General features: G+C 42.7%; 23 protein-coding genes. 8 read left to right on the top strand and 15 right to left on the bottom strand.

Features of this window, described 5'->3' with window-relative positions; all coding sequences use genetic code 11:
- Nucleotides 1-15 precede the first annotated feature (15 nt).
- Together MKY93_RS15410 and MKY93_RS15415 are read left to right on the top strand one after the other, a co-directional pair.
- Nucleotides 16-579 carry an HTH-type transcriptional regulator Hpr gene (locus MKY93_RS15410; protein ID WP_009498290.1) on the top strand — a complete coding sequence of 188 codons (564 nt, stop codon included), beginning with the start codon at nucleotides 16-18 and terminating at the stop codon, nucleotides 577-579.
- Between the two features lie 84 nt (nucleotides 580-663).
- A complete protein-coding gene (locus MKY93_RS15415) occupies nucleotides 664-849 on the top strand; it encodes a hypothetical protein (protein WP_040759532.1) in 186 nt (61 codons plus the stop codon).
- A gap of 43 nt (nucleotides 850-892) precedes the next feature.
- Here the strand turns inward: MKY93_RS15415 and MKY93_RS15420 are convergent, their stop codons facing one another.
- Nucleotides 893-994 carry a YjcZ family sporulation protein gene (locus tag MKY93_RS15420; protein ID WP_139366000.1) on the bottom strand — a complete coding sequence of 34 codons (102 nt, stop codon included), beginning with the start codon at nucleotides 992-994 and terminating at the stop codon, nucleotides 893-895.
- A gap of 145 nt (nucleotides 995-1,139) precedes the next feature.
- On the opposite strand from MKY93_RS15420, the gene MKY93_RS15425 reads away from it, so the two are divergent.
- Nucleotides 1,140-2,099, top strand: a complete 960-nt coding sequence (locus MKY93_RS15425; protein ID WP_340760023.1) for a peptidylprolyl isomerase — start codon at nucleotides 1,140-1,142, stop codon at nucleotides 2,097-2,099.
- A gap of 60 nt (nucleotides 2,100-2,159) precedes the next feature.
- On the opposite strand, the gene yhaM is transcribed toward MKY93_RS15425, so the two are convergent.
- The 9 genes from yhaM to MKY93_RS15465 form a co-directional block, all read right to left on the bottom strand.
- Complete coding sequence (yhaM, locus tag MKY93_RS15430) at nucleotides 2,160-3,098, bottom strand: 3'-5' exoribonuclease YhaM (protein ID WP_340760025.1); 939 nt, start codon at nucleotides 3,096-3,098, stop codon at nucleotides 2,160-2,162.
- Nucleotides 3,095-5,947 (bottom strand): ATP-binding protein, encoded by a 2,853-nt coding sequence (locus tag MKY93_RS15435; RefSeq protein ID WP_340760027.1) that lies wholly within the window; start codon nucleotides 5,945-5,947, stop codon nucleotides 3,095-3,097. Before MKY93_RS15435 ends, yhaM begins: the two co-directional genes overlap by 4 nt.
- Before the next feature lie 4 nt (nucleotides 5,948-5,951).
- A complete protein-coding gene (locus tag MKY93_RS15440; protein ID WP_340760029.1) occupies nucleotides 5,952-7,163 on the bottom strand; it encodes a metallophosphoesterase family protein in 1,212 nt (403 codons plus the stop codon).
- A 291-nt stretch (nucleotides 7,164-7,454) separates the two neighbouring features.
- Nucleotides 7,455-8,714: an ABC transporter permease gene (locus tag MKY93_RS15445; RefSeq protein ID WP_340760032.1), complete on the bottom strand. Its 1,260-nt coding sequence runs from the start codon at nucleotides 8,712-8,714 to the stop codon at nucleotides 7,455-7,457.
- Nucleotides 8,707-9,606 carry an ABC transporter ATP-binding protein gene (locus MKY93_RS15450; RefSeq protein WP_340760034.1) on the bottom strand — a complete coding sequence of 300 codons (900 nt, stop codon included), beginning with the start codon at nucleotides 9,604-9,606 and terminating at the stop codon, nucleotides 8,707-8,709. Before MKY93_RS15450 ends, MKY93_RS15445 begins: the two co-directional genes overlap by 8 nt.
- A 62-nt stretch (nucleotides 9,607-9,668) precedes the next feature.
- Complete coding sequence (locus MKY93_RS20460; protein WP_425441350.1) at nucleotides 9,669-9,827, bottom strand: hypothetical protein; 159 nt, start codon at nucleotides 9,825-9,827, stop codon at nucleotides 9,669-9,671.
- On the bottom strand, nucleotides 9,812-9,970 hold the full coding sequence (locus MKY93_RS15455; protein WP_176132556.1) for a hypothetical protein: 159 nt from the start codon (nucleotides 9,968-9,970) through the stop codon (nucleotides 9,812-9,814). Before MKY93_RS15455 ends, MKY93_RS20460 begins: the two co-directional genes overlap by 16 nt.
- A gap of 18 nt (nucleotides 9,971-9,988) precedes the next feature.
- Complete coding sequence (locus MKY93_RS15460; RefSeq protein ID WP_340760036.1) at nucleotides 9,989-10,300, bottom strand: hypothetical protein; 312 nt, start codon at nucleotides 10,298-10,300, stop codon at nucleotides 9,989-9,991.
- Between the two features lie 2 nt (nucleotides 10,301-10,302).
- Nucleotides 10,303-10,524, bottom strand: coding sequence for a helix-turn-helix transcriptional regulator (locus MKY93_RS15465; RefSeq protein WP_445683511.1), 222 nt, complete (start codon nucleotides 10,522-10,524; stop codon nucleotides 10,303-10,305).
- Between the two features lie 150 nt (nucleotides 10,525-10,674).
- Between MKY93_RS15465 and MKY93_RS15470 the strand changes: the two genes are divergently transcribed.
- Complete coding sequence (locus MKY93_RS15470) at nucleotides 10,675-10,860, top strand: YhzD family protein (RefSeq protein WP_340760038.1); 186 nt, start codon at nucleotides 10,675-10,677, stop codon at nucleotides 10,858-10,860.
- Between the two features lie 497 nt (nucleotides 10,861-11,357).
- Nucleotides 11,358-11,762 carry a methylglyoxal synthase gene (gene mgsA, locus MKY93_RS15475; RefSeq protein WP_040759538.1) on the top strand — a complete coding sequence of 135 codons (405 nt, stop codon included), beginning with the start codon at nucleotides 11,358-11,360 and terminating at the stop codon, nucleotides 11,760-11,762.
- Nucleotides 11,763-11,840: 78 nt separating this feature from the next.
- On the opposite strand, the gene MKY93_RS15480 is transcribed toward mgsA, so the two are convergent.
- The 4 genes from MKY93_RS15480 to MKY93_RS15495 all read right to left on the bottom strand — a co-directional run bounded on the left by MKY93_RS15480 (nucleotide 11,841) and on the right by MKY93_RS15495 (nucleotide 16,025).
- On the bottom strand, nucleotides 11,841-12,626 hold the full coding sequence (locus MKY93_RS15480; protein ID WP_340760041.1) for an enoyl-CoA hydratase: 786 nt from the start codon (nucleotides 12,624-12,626) through the stop codon (nucleotides 11,841-11,843).
- Nucleotides 12,627-12,741: 115 nt separating this feature from the next.
- A complete protein-coding gene (locus MKY93_RS15485; protein WP_340760043.1) occupies nucleotides 12,742-14,253 on the bottom strand; it encodes a coproporphyrinogen III oxidase in 1,512 nt (503 codons plus the stop codon).
- Between the two features lie 251 nt (nucleotides 14,254-14,504).
- Nucleotides 14,505-14,855, bottom strand: coding sequence for a YlbF family regulator (locus MKY93_RS15490; protein WP_078817880.1), 351 nt, complete (start codon nucleotides 14,853-14,855; stop codon nucleotides 14,505-14,507).
- 12 nt (nucleotides 14,856-14,867) lie between these two features.
- Entirely contained in the window at nucleotides 14,868-16,025 is a 1,158-nt protein-coding gene (locus tag MKY93_RS15495) for a DUF445 domain-containing protein (RefSeq protein ID WP_340760045.1), read from the bottom strand.
- Nucleotides 16,026-16,199: 174 nt separating this feature from the next.
- Between MKY93_RS15495 and MKY93_RS15500 the strand changes: the two genes are divergently transcribed.
- On the top strand, nucleotides 16,200-16,979 hold the full coding sequence (locus tag MKY93_RS15500) for an ABC transporter substrate-binding protein (protein ID WP_340760047.1): 780 nt from the start codon (nucleotides 16,200-16,202) through the stop codon (nucleotides 16,977-16,979).
- Nucleotide 16,980: 1 nt separating this feature from the next.
- Here the strand turns inward: MKY93_RS15500 and MKY93_RS15505 are convergent, their stop codons facing one another.
- The gene (locus tag MKY93_RS15505; RefSeq protein WP_078817877.1) at nucleotides 16,981-17,373 is read right to left on the bottom strand and encodes a ferritin-like domain-containing protein; all 393 of its coding nucleotides are present in this window, start codon (nucleotides 17,371-17,373) and stop codon (nucleotides 16,981-16,983) included.
- Nucleotides 17,374-17,454: 81 nt separating this feature from the next.
- Between MKY93_RS15505 and MKY93_RS15510 the strand changes: the two genes are divergently transcribed.
- On the top strand, nucleotides 17,455-17,658 hold the full coding sequence (locus MKY93_RS15510; protein WP_078817876.1) for a YheE family protein: 204 nt from the start codon (nucleotides 17,455-17,457) through the stop codon (nucleotides 17,656-17,658).
- A gap of 44 nt (nucleotides 17,659-17,702) precedes the next feature.
- A complete protein-coding gene (locus tag MKY93_RS15515; RefSeq protein ID WP_171805929.1) occupies nucleotides 17,703-17,855 on the top strand; it encodes a hypothetical protein in 153 nt (50 codons plus the stop codon).
- The last annotated feature ends 202 nt before the right edge of the window (nucleotides 17,856-18,057 follow it).

The following is an 18,057-nucleotide window of genomic DNA, read 5'->3' on the forward strand; positions in this document are numbered from 1 at the left end:
AAAGCAGGTGCCCCGATGGCAGAGCAGAATATTACACGTAAAGATGCCATGATCTTCAATCAGCGCGTCGCCCAAATGTCCAAAGCATTATGGAAGGCTGTTGAAAAAGACTGGCAGCAATGGATCAAACCTTATGATCTAAATATTAATGAGCACCATATTTTATGGATTGCCTATCATCTAGAAGGCGCCACAATTTCCGATATCGCTAAATTTGGTGTGATGCATGTTTCTACCGCGTTCAACTTCTCTAAAAAACTAGAACAGCGAGAACTCCTCTACTTCTCCAAAAAAAATGACGATCGACGCAATACATATGTGACTGTAACGGAAGAAGGAAAGGACCTGCTGATTAAAATGAACGCCAATTACCATAATGAAGATTACAGTATCCTCCAAGGTTCCTTGCCGATAAGAGATATTTATGGAAAATTCCCAGAGTTCTTAGAGGTAATGTCCGTTCTTCGCAATATTTACGGGGATGATTTCATGGATATTTTCGAACGCGGTTTTCAGAATATCGAGAAGACTTATGAAGATCAAGAAGATTATCTTCAGAAAACAGAAGTGGAAACATAAGAACCACCGTTAATCAATTCGGTTTTTTTCTTTTACTCGCATACTCTGATATGATAATATAGACGCATAATGAGGAGGTTTAAAATGGTTCTCACAATTACCATTCTATTTTCACTGTTCTACTTATTTCAAATCAATAAAATGACATTTGCTCTTTGCCAATCTAGAGAGATTCCAGAAGAGAAGCAGCCGAAAATCTATCGGACTGTTAATATTCTCATCACAATCCTTATCTTGTCTTTATATGTGGAAGTTTTCTTTCACGCTTAAAATGATTATGTATGCCCGCCCCGCTCACGGGGCAGGGCTTTTTTTAATACAAGTACGCTGCACCAACAATAATCAACAAGATGAACAAAACAACAATTAAAGCAAAGCCGGATGTACCTGCCCCGCCGTGATTATAACCGCTCATGAAGGCACCCCCTTTCACACTGTATCTTATGCGAAAGTGGAAAAAAGCGGTTGGGCGTTGTAAAAAGAAGGAACCTTTTTGTTTTTCAAACGTTTTATGCTATAGTGATATCTTGAAATGACATTTAGATTAGGGGAGTTATTTGATGAAAAAGAAAATTTTAGCTTTTACACTTGCAGCATCCGTTGCAGCATTGTCTGCATGTTCAGGCAATGGGGATAGCGAAGTCGTCATGACATCTAAAGCAGGAGATGTGACGAAAGAAGAATTCTATAAAGAGATGAAAGATTCCGTTGGTGAACAAGCATTGCAGATGATTGTTCTCGAAAAAGTTCTTGAAGATAAGTATAAAGTCGATGAGAAAAAAGTTGACGAAGAGTTCGACAAGAATAAAGAACAGCTTGGCGATAACTTCGAAGCCTTCTTGGCACAACAAGGACAAACACCTGATAGCTTCAAGAAAATGATTCGCCTGAATATGTTACAAGAGGCTGCATTGACTGATGGAATTGAAGTATCTGATGAAGAACTGAATAAGCGCATCGAGGAGGCTCAATCCGAGATCAACGCTCGCCATATTCTTGTGGAAGACGAAGAAACAGCTAAAGAAGTAAAAGAAAAACTGGACAAAGGTGAGGACTTTGCGAAAGTCGCAAAAGAATACTCTACAGATCCAGGTTCTAAAGAAGAAGGCGGAAATCTAGACTGGTTCGGTTACGGAGTTATGGTTCCTGAATTCTGGAATGCAGCTTACGACCTTGAACCAGGTACAATCAGTGAACCTGTTCAATCTGAACACGGCTTCCACATTATCGAAGTAAAAGAAAAGCGTAAAAAAGAAGATGAGAAGATCACTGATGAAAAGAAAGATGAAATTCGTCAGGAACTTTTGATGGAAAAAGCAGATGAGAATGAATTGTTAACAAAAGTATCCGATTTGGTGAAAGCGGCTGACGTTAAAATTAAAGACAGCGATCTAAAATCTGCACTCGATTTGTTCAAGATGGAAGAACAACCAGCAGATTCTGAAGAAACTCCTGACGTCGAAGAAGAACAAAAAGATTCAAAAGACGCAGAAGCTGAAGGAAAAGAAGAAAGTAAATAAGATGATAAAAACTCCCATGATATTATTATCACGGGAGTTTTCTTTAATCTATTTACCGGATTACTCAAATGTCGGCTTATAAAACGATCGATTGTCGAGCGGGAATACACGCTCAGAAAATTCACCTGGGTTTGTTTTGGACATGACGCGATTCAACATATTCATCTTCGCATCAATATTATCAATATAATGCAGGATTTCAGCTTCCTTCAGCATAGGCCGCTTCGGGCTGCCCCATTCTTCTTTGCCGTGATGAGACAATACCATATGCTGCAGCAGCATGATCTCTTCACCATCGATCTCGAGTTCCTCAGCCGCCTTCGAAATTTCATTCACCATGATGGTAATATGGCCGAGAAGATTTCCTTCGATCGTATATTGTGTACCGATTGGGCCGGAAAGCTCAATAACTTTTCCGATATCGTGCAAAATAATTCCCGCATACAATAAATCTTTATTCAGTGTTGGATACAGCTCTGCAATCGCCTTACCGAGCTTTAGCATGGACACAACGTGATCCAGCAGACCAGTTACATAGTCATGATGGTTTCTTGTCGCAGCAGGATACAACATAAAATCAGCTTGGTGTTTTTTCAATAAATGACGAGTGACACGCTGGATATCCGGATTTTTCATCTCAAAGAAATACTGCATTAACTCTTCAAAGAGCACTTCTTTGCTTTTTTCAGCAGATGGGACCAGATCTGCGATCGTAATGCCTTCTTCTTCCTTCATCGGACGAATCGCTTTAATACGTAATTGGTTTTTGCCACGATATTCATGGATTTCGCCGCCTACTTTTACGATGGTCGCTGCCTGATACAACTGTGCCTGTTCTTCACCAGTATCCCATAGTTTTGCTTCGAGATCTCCGCTTTTATCTTGCAGAATCAGTGTCATGAATGGACTGCCTTGTTGGGTGATGCCTTTTGTAGCCTGTTTAATCAAGAGAAATAGATCAACAGGCTCTCCTACTTGATGTTCCAATAATTTTTTCATAACTGGATCTCTCCTTTTACCCTTGTTCCAATCTCGACTTTATGTACATCACTCGTCCATTTCGATTTCATTTCTTCATGGCAGGTGAAATATAAAAATTGATGAGATGGTTGCAACTCTTTAATAATTTCTATCATACGCGAAAGTCTCTCATTATCAAAGTGAACAAATGGATCATCCATAATAATAGGAAATGGTGCACGATCCGACAGAGCGGAAGCTAATGCGAGCCGCAATGAAAGATAAGCCTGCTCTTTTGTCGCTTGACTCAGTTCATTGATCATAAATTTCTGACCGTTCTGCGCCGCAGCTTGGAAATATCCTTCTGAAGTTAAACCAAGTGTGCGATATCGATATGCAGTTAAACGGCTAAACCATTCATTTGCCAGTTCCAAAACAGCCGGCAATTGATGTTCTTTCCACTCACTCATCGTTTGCCTGATGGCTTCCGTTACTGCTTTTCGAACCGTCCATTGTTTTGCCAGTTCCTCGAGTTCCGCTCTTCTTACTTCGAACACTTGCTGGAGCTCGCTGAAAGTCTTACTCGTTCCCATCTGTGCAAGCTCATGATCTACTTTCACTTGCTCATCCACTAACACAGTCACTTCTTTGCGGATAGCTTGCAGACGGTGCGCTGTCTGTTCACGGCTTCGTTCAAGCTCAGGTAACGTCCTCAGAGGTTCTTTTGTATACATCGAGAGTTGTGAATTAATCTCCGCTAGTTGCCGCTTCAGTAATTGCGCATTTTGATCATTTTGATAAGCAGTATAGAACTGTTCTTTCTCGGACACAGCCGTCCGGTCGAACAACTCCTGGATTTCTTGTTGTACTGCCTTCAAAAATGCATTCGTTTCCTGCAACTGACCATCAAGATCTTCAAGGGTTTGCTGCTGGTTGTAGTACTTTCCAAGCAGTTCCTTCTGATCCATCAGTTCTTGGCGCAAATGTTCATACAATGCACTTTCCGCTACAGGTCCAATCAAAGATTCGACCTCGTCCATTTGGTTTTGCAGTTGTTGTTTTCCTGCCTCCAAACGTTGCTGCCATGTGTGTTGCTCTGCTAACGTGTCCTGCAGCTCACGCAACAACCGGAAGCTCTCTTGGATGTTGAATGTCAGATCGATCGGATCATCTTGTACGGCTTGTTTCAATGCGCTGATTGCTTGTTGCTTTTGCCGATGTACTTGCTCCATCTCAGTAGCTAGTTTCTGTAGTTTGCGGTCCAGCCTTTCAATCTCCGTATATACTTGCCGTTGGGTTCGCTGCTGTGTTTCAAAGCGCTCCTCCAGGCTCTCCATCTCAGCGGCCAATGATTCATGTTCTTGAATAAAAGTTCGTTGTTCTTCCAATGTAGCTGGTTGCTTTTTCCTTAGAAACATTCCGACAGCCAAACTGATCACGCCTAAAATCGCGATGAACCACTGCTGTTGCCATAGACCATATACTCCAATAATGAGACCAATGACGAGTAAGAATAATGGAACCAGGCGCTCCGATGATTGCTGATGATTCGCTACAGACAGCATAAGTTTCGCTTCTGAAAGTTGCCGTTTCAACTCAGGCCATTTCGCCAGCTTCTTCATTTCCTGTTCTGTGATAGCTTGGCGTTCAAGCTGTTCTTTCCGCTGCTCTGCTTCCTGGCGCTCACTTTCCGCTTCTGCAAGCATACGATTCAGTGTTGTCAATTGTTGCTCCGCCTCAGCCTGTTCCTGCACTAGCGGTTCTAATTGACGCTCTCTCTGAATTGAAATATCCATCTGTTCGATAGCTGATAACTGAGCCTCTGTCAGAGCAAGACGATGTGTCAGCTGATGTTTTTTCGTCGCGAGCAATCGGATTTCCTGTTCAGCAGAGAGCGTGTCCGTTCGCAAGCGATGCCATTCTGCTTCTTGAGCCACCCAACGTTCCAGCTGCCGCCGTTCACTTTCTGGTCGCAACCCGACTAGTTCAGTTTGCCATTGTTGCTGTTCTTTTTCTAAACGAGCCTTTTTTATTTCCAATTCCGCCTGTTTGCTGGCTAGCTCTTCATACCTTCGAATACCGTCTGCCGGGAAGTCCCCGCTTGGATACTCGGCCAATTGCTCTAAAAGTTGTTGCTGTCGTTGTTGCAGCGGGACGATCTGCATCGCGGTCATCTGTTCATCCGCTTGTACATGCAGCTGCTGTTCTTCCAGTCGCAAGGCTTTCACTTGCTCTGTCAATTGGTGTTGCCGTTGCGTTAACGGTTCGTAGGCTGCAAGTTTCTGCTGTTCGTTTTGGATTGCGTGTTCAAGTTCTTTTATTTCCGCTAGTTTTTGATTCATTAGCGGCAGTTTTCCGGACTTCTTAAATAAGCCGGCTGTTTCTTTTTCTAATTTCTTTTCCAATTTCCACAGCGTGTCGAGACCTGTAGTGCCAGATGCCAGCAAGGTGCGGCTCAGTTCATCTTCGTCCATCTTGTCGAGACCTTGCAGCTGAAACAACGAGAAAGAAAAGATCGCTTCAAACGCCTGGCGGTCATAGCCTCTCAATAAATGTTTCAGCTCTTCTTCCCCTGCCGTCCGTCCATCTTCAAACTGTATTCTGACGTCACCCGAGGACTTACCTTGCACTCGTTCAATCATCCAATTGCCAAATTCTGCGTCCGTTACATAAAGACAACCGCCATACTTTCCGCCTGTTTTCGGTTCATAGCGAAGTTCTTGCTGATTCTTTTGCGGGAATCCGAATAAAATATGAAGAATCGCTTGCTGAATCGTCGTCTTGCCCGCTTCATTCGGACCATATAGAAGATTCATGCCATTAGAAAATTTGATTTCTACATTCTCATGCTGACCAAACCCATATAGGACGATCTTTCGAATATTCATTTGATCACCCTTCCTTCAGCAATTCATTTGCCAATAAAGCAGCCGCTTGCTGTTTCAATTGTTCTATATCATGTGGTTCCAAACGTTCCAAATAACGCCCTGCCCGATGACTGTATACATCTTTCACAAGATTGTTCCAGTCGTCCTGCTCCCATTTTTTTATTGTTTGTTCTATAGGTTCCAGCAAAGCTTTCGGCAACTCCCTATTCGTATCCAAGGGCCATTCAATTGATGAAATCCACACAAACGGCTCCATACCGCTATATTGTTCCCTTAATACATCCAGCCATTCCGATTCAGTAGATGCCCCCTGCAGATCATCACTCAGTCCCTCGACGTGCTCCATCACCAGTTCCACTACCACACTTCCTGACTCGGCAACCAGCCCGTTGATCGCTTCCTGACACTTCGTCAACCAAGCATCCGCAAATTCAATCCCTTCACACGAAATAGTCAATTCAGTAAAGACAATATCCGAAGTCTCAACAAACTTCAAAGATGCTTTTTCACTGGATAACGAAATATCGTAAAATCCTTTTATTCCTTGTTCTTTCCGATGCCGTCCCTGCAAATTTCCGGGATAAATGATGGGAGGATATTCCACTAACTGCTGACGCTTATGGATATGTCCCAGCGCCCAATAATGATAGTTCTTTTCCTGCAATTCACGGATAGTGAACGGTGCATACACAGCATGCGCGGAATCTCCCGCCACACTGCCATGCAGCAAACCAATATGAATACCTTCACCGTGCGCACTAGGATATTTCTCGATCATCGGTTCTCTCACATGCCGCTGAGGATAACTAAAGCCGTGCAAGAACACATCTTTCCCCTTTACAGTCATCTGCTTCTGTTCTACTTCATCTGAAAATACCTGCACATTAGCCGGCAATGAGACTCTTGTCCAATTACCTGCCAAATGATCATGGTTTCCATACGTTACGAATACAGGAATCCCAACATCAAAAAGCCGTTGCATTCCTTGCTGAAAACGAATTTGCGCACGTAAGCTTCGGTCTTCTCCATCATATACATCGCCGACGATTAAGATAAAGTCTGGCTGTTCTTTCACTGCATAATCTATAAAGCGATCAAATGCCGTGAACGTCGATTGTTGCAATCTAAGCAATTCATCCGGCCCGGCGGCAGCCATGCCTTTAAAGGGGCTGTCCAAGTGCAGATCAGCTGTATGTAAAAATCGGATCGTCTCCATAAATGCACCTCTCCCGCGAATACTCGTTCTCTATTTTACCATAAGCCATCTCCAACTGAAAAGAGCATGAAAAACAAGGACTGCCCCGAAAGTCATTTATAAATGATTTCTTCTTCGGAACAGCCCTTGTTCTTTTTATTGTATCATGCGTTTGCCTGTGATCATTAACTGCCTGTACTCGATCATAACAGTATCACTAGCGCTCATAACGCAGTTTCTCTCTCTTAGATGGCAAAGCCTTTATCAAAACCGTATCTCTTTCGTCAAAAACCATTGACATCTAAGAGTATATTATTCTTTCCCTAATTGAATTGCTTTTTTCAAGTCTTTCAATGAGCGCGATGGACCGTACATCAACACCCCGCCTCGATAGACCTTCGCTCCAAACCAGCCGAGCACGATAATCGTCGCAACCATAATGGCAATCGAAAGCAAGGGTTCCCATAACGGCAAATCCAACATACCGACACGCAAGAACATAACGAGCGGTGTGAAGAATGGAATGAACGAAGCAATCTTCAAATAGCCTAGCTCAGGATTCCCAAGACCTGTTGCCGCAATGATGAATGCCGCTACCACGAGCAATGACATTGGCATGATCATTTGCTGGACATCCTCTGTACGGCTGACAAGCGAACCAAGCAACGCTGCCAGTGTGGCATATAAAAAGTACCCCAACAAGAAGAAAATCACCGCATAGACTAACGTGCTGACTTGTAAATTTTCTAGACTGAAGAATGCAGAAAGTTCATTTTCTTCTCCCATCGAAGAAAGTTTGTACGCAATGAATCCCGCCAATCCATAAACCACAATCTGAACAATCCCTAATGATCCGATACCCAGCACTTTCGCAAACATATGCTTAACCGGCGATACACTCGATATCAAGATTTCCATTACACGCGAAGACTTTTCCGTCGCCACTTCTGTAGCAATCATGGAAGAGTAAATAATGACCGCAAAATAAATGACGAACATCAGCACATAAACTAGCACTCGCGCCTGATTCAGTTCATCCTCTGACTTAGCTGAATCAGAAATATTTTGTTTTTCAAATTGAATCGGCGCAAACAAAGTAGCTACTTGTTCACCGGAAAGCGATAATTGCTCTGCTTTTACTTCCGTCTGAATCGACTGCAATGCATCTTGTAAGGCAGAAGGCAAATAGTTATCCACCAAGCTTGCTGTCGTATACGTTGCTTGAATGGTCTGCGTTGCGTCCAAATCCAATTCAATGAATGCTTCGATGTCTTCCTCTTTCACTTGTTTTAACAACTGTTCTTTCGGTTCATCCGCAAGCTCGACTTTAATCTCTTCATCACTTTGCTTGAGCTGTTGTTGCAAACGCTCAGCCAACATACCGCTTTGATCTAAAACAAGTACTTTATCTTCTTTGCTGTCTCCTATCAATTTACCCGCCTTATCAATAATACTCGGCAAATTCGCAAAAAGGAAAATTCCTGCAACCATGATAAGCGTCGTAATAAAAAATGATTTAGTTTTTGCTTTCGTCATAAAACTCTGTTTGAAAATAATCCAAAACTCACGCATGCTCTTCCCCCACTTTCGCAATGAAAATGTCTTGCAAAGAAGGTTCTTCTATTTCAAAATGACGAATTGGTCCTTTTAGTAAGGCCGCCTGTAATAAGTCATTCGCAACTTTTTCATCCTCCACCTGAAACACTGCACCTTCTAATGAGTGATGGGAAGTGATGACGCCATCCATTGACTCCATTCCTTCCAATGGAAAATCCGAACGAATTCGAACATTTTGTTTACCAAATGAACGCTTAACATCACGAAGTTTTCCGCTGACGAGTTGCTGGCCATGATGAATGATGCTAAGTTGCTCGCATAACTCTTCTACGTGATCCATTCGGTGACTGGAAAATAAAATCGTCGCTCCATTGTTGCGGAAATCAACAATCGCCTTCTTCAACATTTCCACATTCACTGGGTCAAGTCCTGATAATGGTTCATCGAGAATAAGCAACTTCGGGTTATGCATTAATGACGCAATCACCTGGATTTTCTGCTGATTCCCTTTTGATAATTCTTCCACTTTCTTATTCGTATAGTGAGGGACTTCAAAACGTTCCAACCATTGGAGTGCTGCACTTTTTGCACTGACTTTATCCATACCGCGTAATTGACCAAGAAACATTAATTGCTCCAGCACCTTCATCTTCGGATACAAACCTCGCTCTTCAGGCAAATATCCAATTTGAGGGCTCGTTTCATATGAGATCGTCCGCCCATTCCATGCAATGGACCCTTCTGTCGTGTTCAGCAATCCAAGAATCATCCGGAATGTCGTCGTCTTACCTGCTCCATTCGCCCCTAAAAAACCATACATTGTCCCTTCTTCTACCATCAGCGATAATTGATCAACCGCAGTAAAGTCTCCAAATCTTTTGGTCACCTGTTCCAGCTGCAAAGCCATACTCACAGTCTCCTTTCATTCTCTCTTTCTAGTTCTACGGATTCTACCAACAAATTGTTTCACTATTCTCTTTTATCTATCACTAAGCTTGCGATTCCATAAGATATCAACATGATTCCATATGCCACGGAAAGTAAAATAAAGGCAAGCTGAATTCCCTCATATAACAAAGCTCCAAGCCACATCGCAGCCAATACAATTATCGTTATCCCCCAAGAAATCGTTCTAGCTTTAGCATGGACTTTTTCATAGCGTTCATCAAAGAGACGTTGTTTTTTCCTTTCCGGCGCAGATACACTGCAATTGCTAACACAGTGCCAAACCCCATTAAAAAACCTAAGAGTCCAGAGCTAGATGGTAACATATAAAATCCCCCTCTAAATTAATTTTTACTATTCGCTATGGCCGCTCCAACTCCATAGGACGTCATATGAATAACCCAAATAGCAGTTAAAATGAAGAAAGCTATACCTGGTCCCTCCAACAGCATGGCAACCATCCAACCAATCAAAATTGCCCCAGTGGTAGCAAGCCATGAATAAGATCGTGCTTGCCTATGGATATTCCGGTATCGTTCATCATAACGACGTTGTTTTTTTCCTATTCTCCAATTGATGAACCATACAATTCCGGCAATGACCAAGCCAAGCGGCAATCCCAGCAGAAAAGACCAAGTATTAAATCCATCGTACATACTTATTCCTCCTCATAAATAAAAATGTCCTCAATACGACAATCAAATAATGCAGCGATTTTGAAAGCTAATATCAGAGACGGATTATACTTCCCTTTTTCTAATGAAATGATCGTCTGCCTAGAGACGTCCAATTTTTCTGCCAGCACATCTTGCGTCCACCTCATTTCCAACCTTCTAGCTTTGATATAGTTATTCACTGATATCCTCCTTTTATCTGCCATTCCGCACAAGAAGTAAAGCAACCTTTACGTAAAGTTTACTTTACCTCCAATGTAATGTCAAACACACTTTACATAAAAAATATAAAATGAATCGCTATTCATTTCGATAAATTCATAGTATACTGAATAAAAGCATATGGAGGAGATTAAATGAAAACCTACAAATTGACTGCATACGAGAAAAACGGCACTTTGATTACAGAAGAATCATTCACAGCGGAAAATGATGAGGCCGCAAAGGAGCAAGGACGCCAACTGCTCACTGAAAAAGATTTATCGGAACGCACACACCGCCTTGCATCACCGCGCGGCAAACTATTACTATTCCACGTATAAAAAAGAGGTTGTCCGAAAAGACGGGATGTCTTTCCGGGACAACCTTTTCTTTCGGATTCAGATAGTGGAGACTACTAAACACGTCAAGTCCTTCGTCAGGAACGTTAGTTCTATACAGAGACTCAAAACCCTTTCAGTCCGCGTTTTCTTCTTAACAGTACTATGTTAAAACAGTAGCGCAGAAAAACTATTAGCGCTAGAAGAGGGACATAAAACTTCCCTCAAGACAAACAAAAGCTGTCCAAGAAATCAGTTGAAATGACTTCTTAAACAGCTAGTTTCTATTGATTAAAATCGATATTATTTCCCGGGAAACAATAATTAAAAAACTTTAATTTACATTTAATGTAAATCTGTTCATTTAATATTAATTGTTTTCTACCCACTAAATCTATCTTCCAATTTTTCTTTTTTCTTCGCTCTCAGAAAAGCGAGATTTTTCGCGCTGTTTATGATACGCTATCTTCGTCAATAATTCGTAGAAGGAAGTGACTGGTTTGAACATCGCGTTAATTGCCCATGATGAAAAAAAGTCTGAATTGGTAAACTTCGCAATTGCTTATGAACAAATATTTGCTAAACATGATCTCTATGCTACTGGTACAACAGGTACACGTATCATGGAGGAAACAGAGCTTTCAATAAGTCGACTCATGTCTGGACCGCTTGGCGGAGATCAGCAAATTGGGGCGATGATTGCTACAGGGCAGCTAGATCTGATCTTATTCTTTCGCGACCCGCTCACAGCTCAGCCACATGAACCGGACGTCAGTGCCTTGCTGCGACTGTGTGATGTCTACGGTATTCCGTTAGCCACAAACTTAGCTTCAGCCGAACTATTATTACGAGCGATTGAAAAAGGCTATTTCTCTTGGCGAGAAACAGCAGCTAAATATAAATAATCTATTTCTGAAATCCACCAAGGATACATTATATTTCAGACGCGCAGCTAATTGCGCGTCTATTTTTTGTTCACTTCTTTATTGCCCAGTAAAACTTGGTTTTCTTTTCTCAACGAATGCTTGTATTCCTTCACGGTGATCGGAAGTCTTTCGCATTGCTGCTTGTGCTTTACTTTCTAATTCCACGATTCTTTCAAGCTCCGCCACACCGGCCGCATGTAAAATTTGTTTAGATACCGCCATTGAAGCTGTCGGTGAATTCAAGATTTGTTGGGCACGCTGCCCTGCTGTATTCCACGCTTCCCCATCTGGAACGACTTGATCAATGAGTCCGATTTGCATCGCCCGTTTACCATCTAACACTTCACCCGACCAAATCAGCTGCTTCGCTCTCGCTGTGCCGACTCGTTCCTTCAGGAAGAAATGACCTCCGCCATCCGGTACCAAACCGATTCCAATGAAATTCATCGCGATTTTGCTCGATTCTTCCGCAATCACTACATCACAGGCAATCGCTATACTGCAACCAAGTCCCGCTGCTGCACCATGGACCGATGCAATCGTGATTTGGGGCATGCTGTACATCGACAGAGCCAATCTCGACAAGTCGACCATAATATCCTCCATTTTCATCGGTCCACTTGGGTCGAGCATCGCTTTAACATTTCCACCTGCTGAAAACGCACGTCCTGCTCCTTGGAATAATACAACATGCACAGAAGATTTCCCTTTCAGTTCATCGACGATATCCGCCAATTCCCTCATCATCTCGCCATCCATCGCATTCATGACATCCGGCTGATTAAATGTCACAGTTGCTAATCTACCTTCGATTTCCACTTCGATCTGTTTTACCAAAATCAATTCCCCCTTTTGTGTGAATGGTCATTCATTCACTCCATTATACACAAACCTCTGACCGTTTGCATAATTTTCTCACAAAAATTCCCCAGCCAACTTTATGACTGGGGATTGAAACTTATTTTATGGATTCAGCAGAAGGAAACAATCCATCTAAATACGCTATTTTGCGATCGATGGCGTCTTCAAATCCTAGTATATAGGCTGCAGGTTCTTTCGGATTATGAAATTGCGTCAGTTTACCGGTGGCAGGGTCCATGAATTTACTCGATGCTCCACAACCTAGACCGATAATCGTCTGTGCTTCTTCCATAATTAAAATATTATAGAGACTCTCTTCTCCCGGCTTGGAGTAGCCGACATTTTCAAGATTGCCTAAAATGTTTTTCTGGCGATACAAATAATACGGTATATAGCCGTTGTCTTTCGCCCACTCTTCGCCACGCTTCATCATCTGACCAACCGTCTTGCGATCAGCCACTTGATACTTATCTTTATTACGTGTCATTTCCGAAGCTCTTTTAAAAGACAGCGTATGAATCGTCAATGATTCCGGCTGCATCTTCTCCGTTTCCGCCAATGAATGCTCAAACTCGGCGAGACCTTCATTCGGCAGACCGATGATTAAGTCCATATTGATATTGCGCATGCCTTGCTCGCGAGATAGCCAATACTTATCGATGGTTTCCTGCACACTATGGTGACGTCCGATTGCTTTCAACGTTTCATCTGTATAGGATTGTGGGTTGACACTGATTCGGTCGATCCCCCACTTCTTCAGTACTTCGAGTTTCGGAATGGTGATCGTATCAGGCCGTCCCGCTTCCACGGTCACTTCCCGCACTTGCTCCATATGGGGAAAGGAGTCAACCATCGTTTGATAGAGTGCATCCATTTCATCTGCCTCGATCGATGTCGGCGTACCGCCACCAAAATAAATCGTTGTGATCCGGATATCATGTTCCTTCAGCCAGTTTCCGATGACCCGCATCTCTTCATGTAAACCGTCCAAGAAGTTTTCTACGCGCCCATTCTTCCGGTGAATGGCATAAGCGGGAAAGGTACAATAGGCACATTTTGTTGGACAGAATGGAATGCCGATGTAAATACTGACTTCCTGCTTCAACGAATACAAATCAGGCAGCGCATTCAGCTGGACATCTGCAATTTGTGCAATCAGATCACTCTTTCGTGCCGAAACTCGGTGACGATTCCTCAATAATGCCAGCGCTTCTTCGACTGATTTTCCTTCCTGTCGGTACATATGATAGAGTTTGGTGGGACGGATACCGGTTAAAACACCCCATTCCTGTACCATACCTGTCGCTTGTTCTAATACCTCCAATAAGACATGAGAATACATTCTCTTCTTTTGGCGCAGTAGCTCTTTTTCGTCAGTCTCTAAAGCATCTTCTGCAAATTGCGCGGTATGTCGTTGGCCATTCCATTGCAATTGCGCTGATATGCTCGGAGATTTCTCTTCAAATTGCTCAAAAAATCGTATGTTGATGGTTGCCTCGTCTACAGTTTCTGTCCCGATCTTCGATTGCTCAAAAAATAAATTGGCCAAATGGGTGAACATTCGGATCCAATCTTGCGGGAACTGTTCGTTTACATTTAGTTGCTGCATGTTTCTCTCCTACTCTCCATCTGTTGAAAAAAACCGGCAGAGGCCGGTTTCCAATCAATCACACCTTGGCGTGATTGCATCTGAATTTTGAATCGTGCGTGCACGATTAACTCCCTACAAAATCCATGACATCCGCCAGAGGCATTATCTTAGTTCAGCGGGCGTTTGAACACCCGCTGTACAGGTAATAGAATCGCATTCATCTCATCACTTATAGAGGTGGGAGTCTTCTGCTGAATAAAGATAAAGTATTAATTGAAGCTTTCATACAAGTCTTGCACTGGTTTCAGTACAACACGATTTACTTCCTCAATCAATTCGCTTAGCTTCATCTCTGCTGTTAGCATCGTCATGATTTTCGGATTTTCCTGAGCCAGCTGGGCAGTCTTCTGGGCATGTTCCAGCTCTTCGCCTGCGATTTCCTCGCCTGCCATTTGTTTTTGCTGCAAATTCATTTGGATCTCGCGGAAGCTTTCAAATAAAACACGAGCTTCCTCATCGCTCTTGACGTCCTCCATCGCAGATTTCACCGCTAAATACTCATCCGTCTTGCGCAATGTGGATTCCAATTTGTTCATATCATCATAAATATTAATCGACATTTAAATCTCCTCCTAAAATCCATTCAATGTAAGAGCTATAATTCCTTGCACGATTCCGATCACGCCGCCAAGTAAGGCGCCAAGAACCGTAATCATCTTAAATTCCCTACGTGAAATACCGAGCACTAGATCTTCCAGCACAGCAACAGGGAATGTGTCGACCTGTTCCTTCACCATTTCATCCAGTTTCAGCTTCTTCAAAGACTGCTCCAATTGCAACTCCGCCTGATCGAATAAAAATCCGACAATTTTCGGCGTGACGTTTTCGGCTGTCCATGCAGTTCCATTCGGCCAGTAATGAGCTAGACTGTGATCCAATCGATCACTCAGTGCCAATTGGTCAAGTGCATAGCGCTTCACCGAGCTGAACACACTATTAAAATCAAAATCTGCAGTCAATTGCTCCATCGGCTGTTGCTGGATATTCCGCCATTCTTTCCAGATCAGCTTATCCAATAACTCTTTCGTTCCTGGCGCTCCAACAAAACGCAACGCTTCTCGTTGCACCTTGCCGACAAGAGATTCCGATTCACCGAAAAACATATTCAGCATTCCGCCAAACGTTCCTTTTGAATTGAGAAAGTCGTCAATCATTTTTTGGAACGTCTGTCTTCCTTCTGCCGAACCAATGAAACGTTCTGCACGCTGCAACAAAAAATCCGACGCAAGCGGAATTTTCTCCTCTACTTGCTGCTGCCAACGCAACGGCACGACTTCTTCCACTGTTCCTGTCGTCACCCTTAATCTCATGTCATCCAATTGACGATCGATCAAAGCAAGCAGTTTATCCTCCACTTGATTCGGAAGTTCAGATGCTCCTGCAAGCTCAAGCCAGTCATTCAACGTCTTGTCCGATTGCAAGACGTATTGGTTCATTTTATCCTGAACAAATAGTTCGGCGCGTTCTTTCATTGCAGGTGTCAACATTTTTTTCCGGAACAAATCCGGTGTCAGCAAATAATTCGTCACCGTTTTTCCAAGCTGCGTTGCCAACTCATTGCGTCTTTTAGGAATTAAGCCTGGCGTAAACGGCAAACGGGTTTTTCCAATAAATTTTGGTTCATGCGGCCTGAAAAGCATCTTGATCGCTAAGTGATTTGTTACTCCGCCAATCAATGCCCCGATAAACGCCATGAACAAAATAGTTAGCACTATAGTCAATCGTTTCACCTTATTCCACTTGGTCTTCGTTCCAATTATAACAAAAACCAGCTGAATGAAAAGGAATTCGAGGCGGGGATTTTTGACTTTACAATCGACTACCTTTCAGGTACGTTGCAAGTAGGACGATTCTATAGAGAAGTTTGTTACTTCAACTATTATGTCGAGGAGGTCATCCACTAATTGAAGAAAGAAATCATCGATCATTTAGGACGCACAGTTGAGTATGAGTTTCCGCCGAAGCGTATCATTTCTTTATGCCCCGGCATTACCGAAACTTTATTCGCGATTGGTCTTGAAAACGAGGTCATCGGACGAACACGTTATTGTATTTATCCCGAGAAAGCAAAAGAAGTTCAGGCCGTAGCAGGAACAAAAGATCTACAGCTTGAGAAGATTCATGCTGCAAAACCTGATTTGATCATCATGGAGAAAGAAGAAAATACGAAAGAGATGGTCGAGACACTGTCGGCCTTTTATCCAGTGTATGTAGCCGAGGTCCAAACGATTGACGATGCGTATCGGATGATGACAGATATGGGTGATTTGACAGATCGCCAGAAGGAAGCGGCATCACTTGTTTCTGATATCCAACAAGCATTCACTGCGCTGCCCAAACTCCCTGCCGCTCGTGTTGCCTATGTCATCTGGAAAAAGCCGTATATGGTAGCTGGAAAAGATACATACATCAATACACTGCTTCAGCGAATCGGCTTCGTGACACCTTTTGCTGATTCGAATGACCGCTATCCTGTCGTGACAGAAGAGCAGTTTAAAGAAGCTCAGCTTGATCTCGTTTTATTGGCATCAGAGCCTTACCCATTTAAAGAAAAACAACAAATCCAGTTCCAAGAATTACTGCCGGATTCCGCAATTCAGCTAATTGACGGAGAAATGTTCTGGTATGGTGTTCGAATGCTTGAAAGCGCACAATACTTTAAAACATACGACTTCGGAGTTTGATTCATTTCGTACCATTAAAGATCGTAGACATCCGAATAGCATGCTCCATCTCATCATGCATTGCGATGAATACAGGGTCATAGGCTTGATCAAACGGAACTGTCAGAAGCATTTCTTTATACTGTTCGACGGCATCGAGTTCATCAACCAGCGCATTTTTTGCGCATTCCTTCAAGTTCGTGCACGGTGCCAGCTTTTTCGGATTTGGTACGAATTTTCCCGTCATCATATAATAGAGCTGTTGAAACATTTCGTAGTGACTTTTCTCGTCTTCATACGCATGTCGAATGAACTCCTGCCATAATGGATCGTTCGTCAGCTGGTACATGGACTTATAATAAAAGTAGGACTTGTATTCGTCTTCGATGGCGCTTTTTAGTTGGTTAACAAACACGCACTCATCCTTTCCTTCCCTTTTGGCCAGTTTATGAAAGGAACGGCAAGGATATCACTAATTTAGAAAGAGTTGATCAATATGCTGCAGCATTTTAGTTATAAAAAAATGTTTGAAGGATCGGATTTGCCAGGTTGGACAATTTCTTTTTATTATCAAAACAAACAATATGCGGGTGATTACCATAAAGACGGATCGGTTAATTGGAAGAATGACACGCCGCCGAACGAGACAGAAGTTTTGAAAATGGTGCATGATCTCATGACTTTTCACGTCTATGAATGATTTTTCCTGTAACTGACCATCCTTCTCTTAGAGGAGGTGCTGTTATGGGGAAAGATAAGTCAAAAGGTAAACAACAGTTTGAAAAAGAGCGTCTGCACGTACAGGACCAGAAAACAGAAAATGTTTTTGAAGATCAAAGTCGTGTTCCGAATGAGCAGAATGCCTTTAAAGAAACTCAGCCGAAATACGGCGAATAATGATGTGGAACCTTCCTACTTAGGAGGTTCCTTTTTTCTACAGCCGTCCCCATTCAGCACACCATACTCTATCTTTTCACGATATGTAAGTGGCAGGAATTGTGTTTTCTCTATAAATAAATTATTATAAAAGATAACTAACTTTACATTACAGGAGGTGTACGCTTTGTTCTTTTCCCTCATTTGGGTTAAGCACAAAGCC

Origin of the sequence: Sporosarcina sp. FSL W7-1283 (assembly GCF_038003105.1) — a bacterium.
Classification (GTDB): Bacteria; Bacillota; Bacilli; order Bacillales_A; family Planococcaceae; genus Sporosarcina; species Sporosarcina newyorkensis.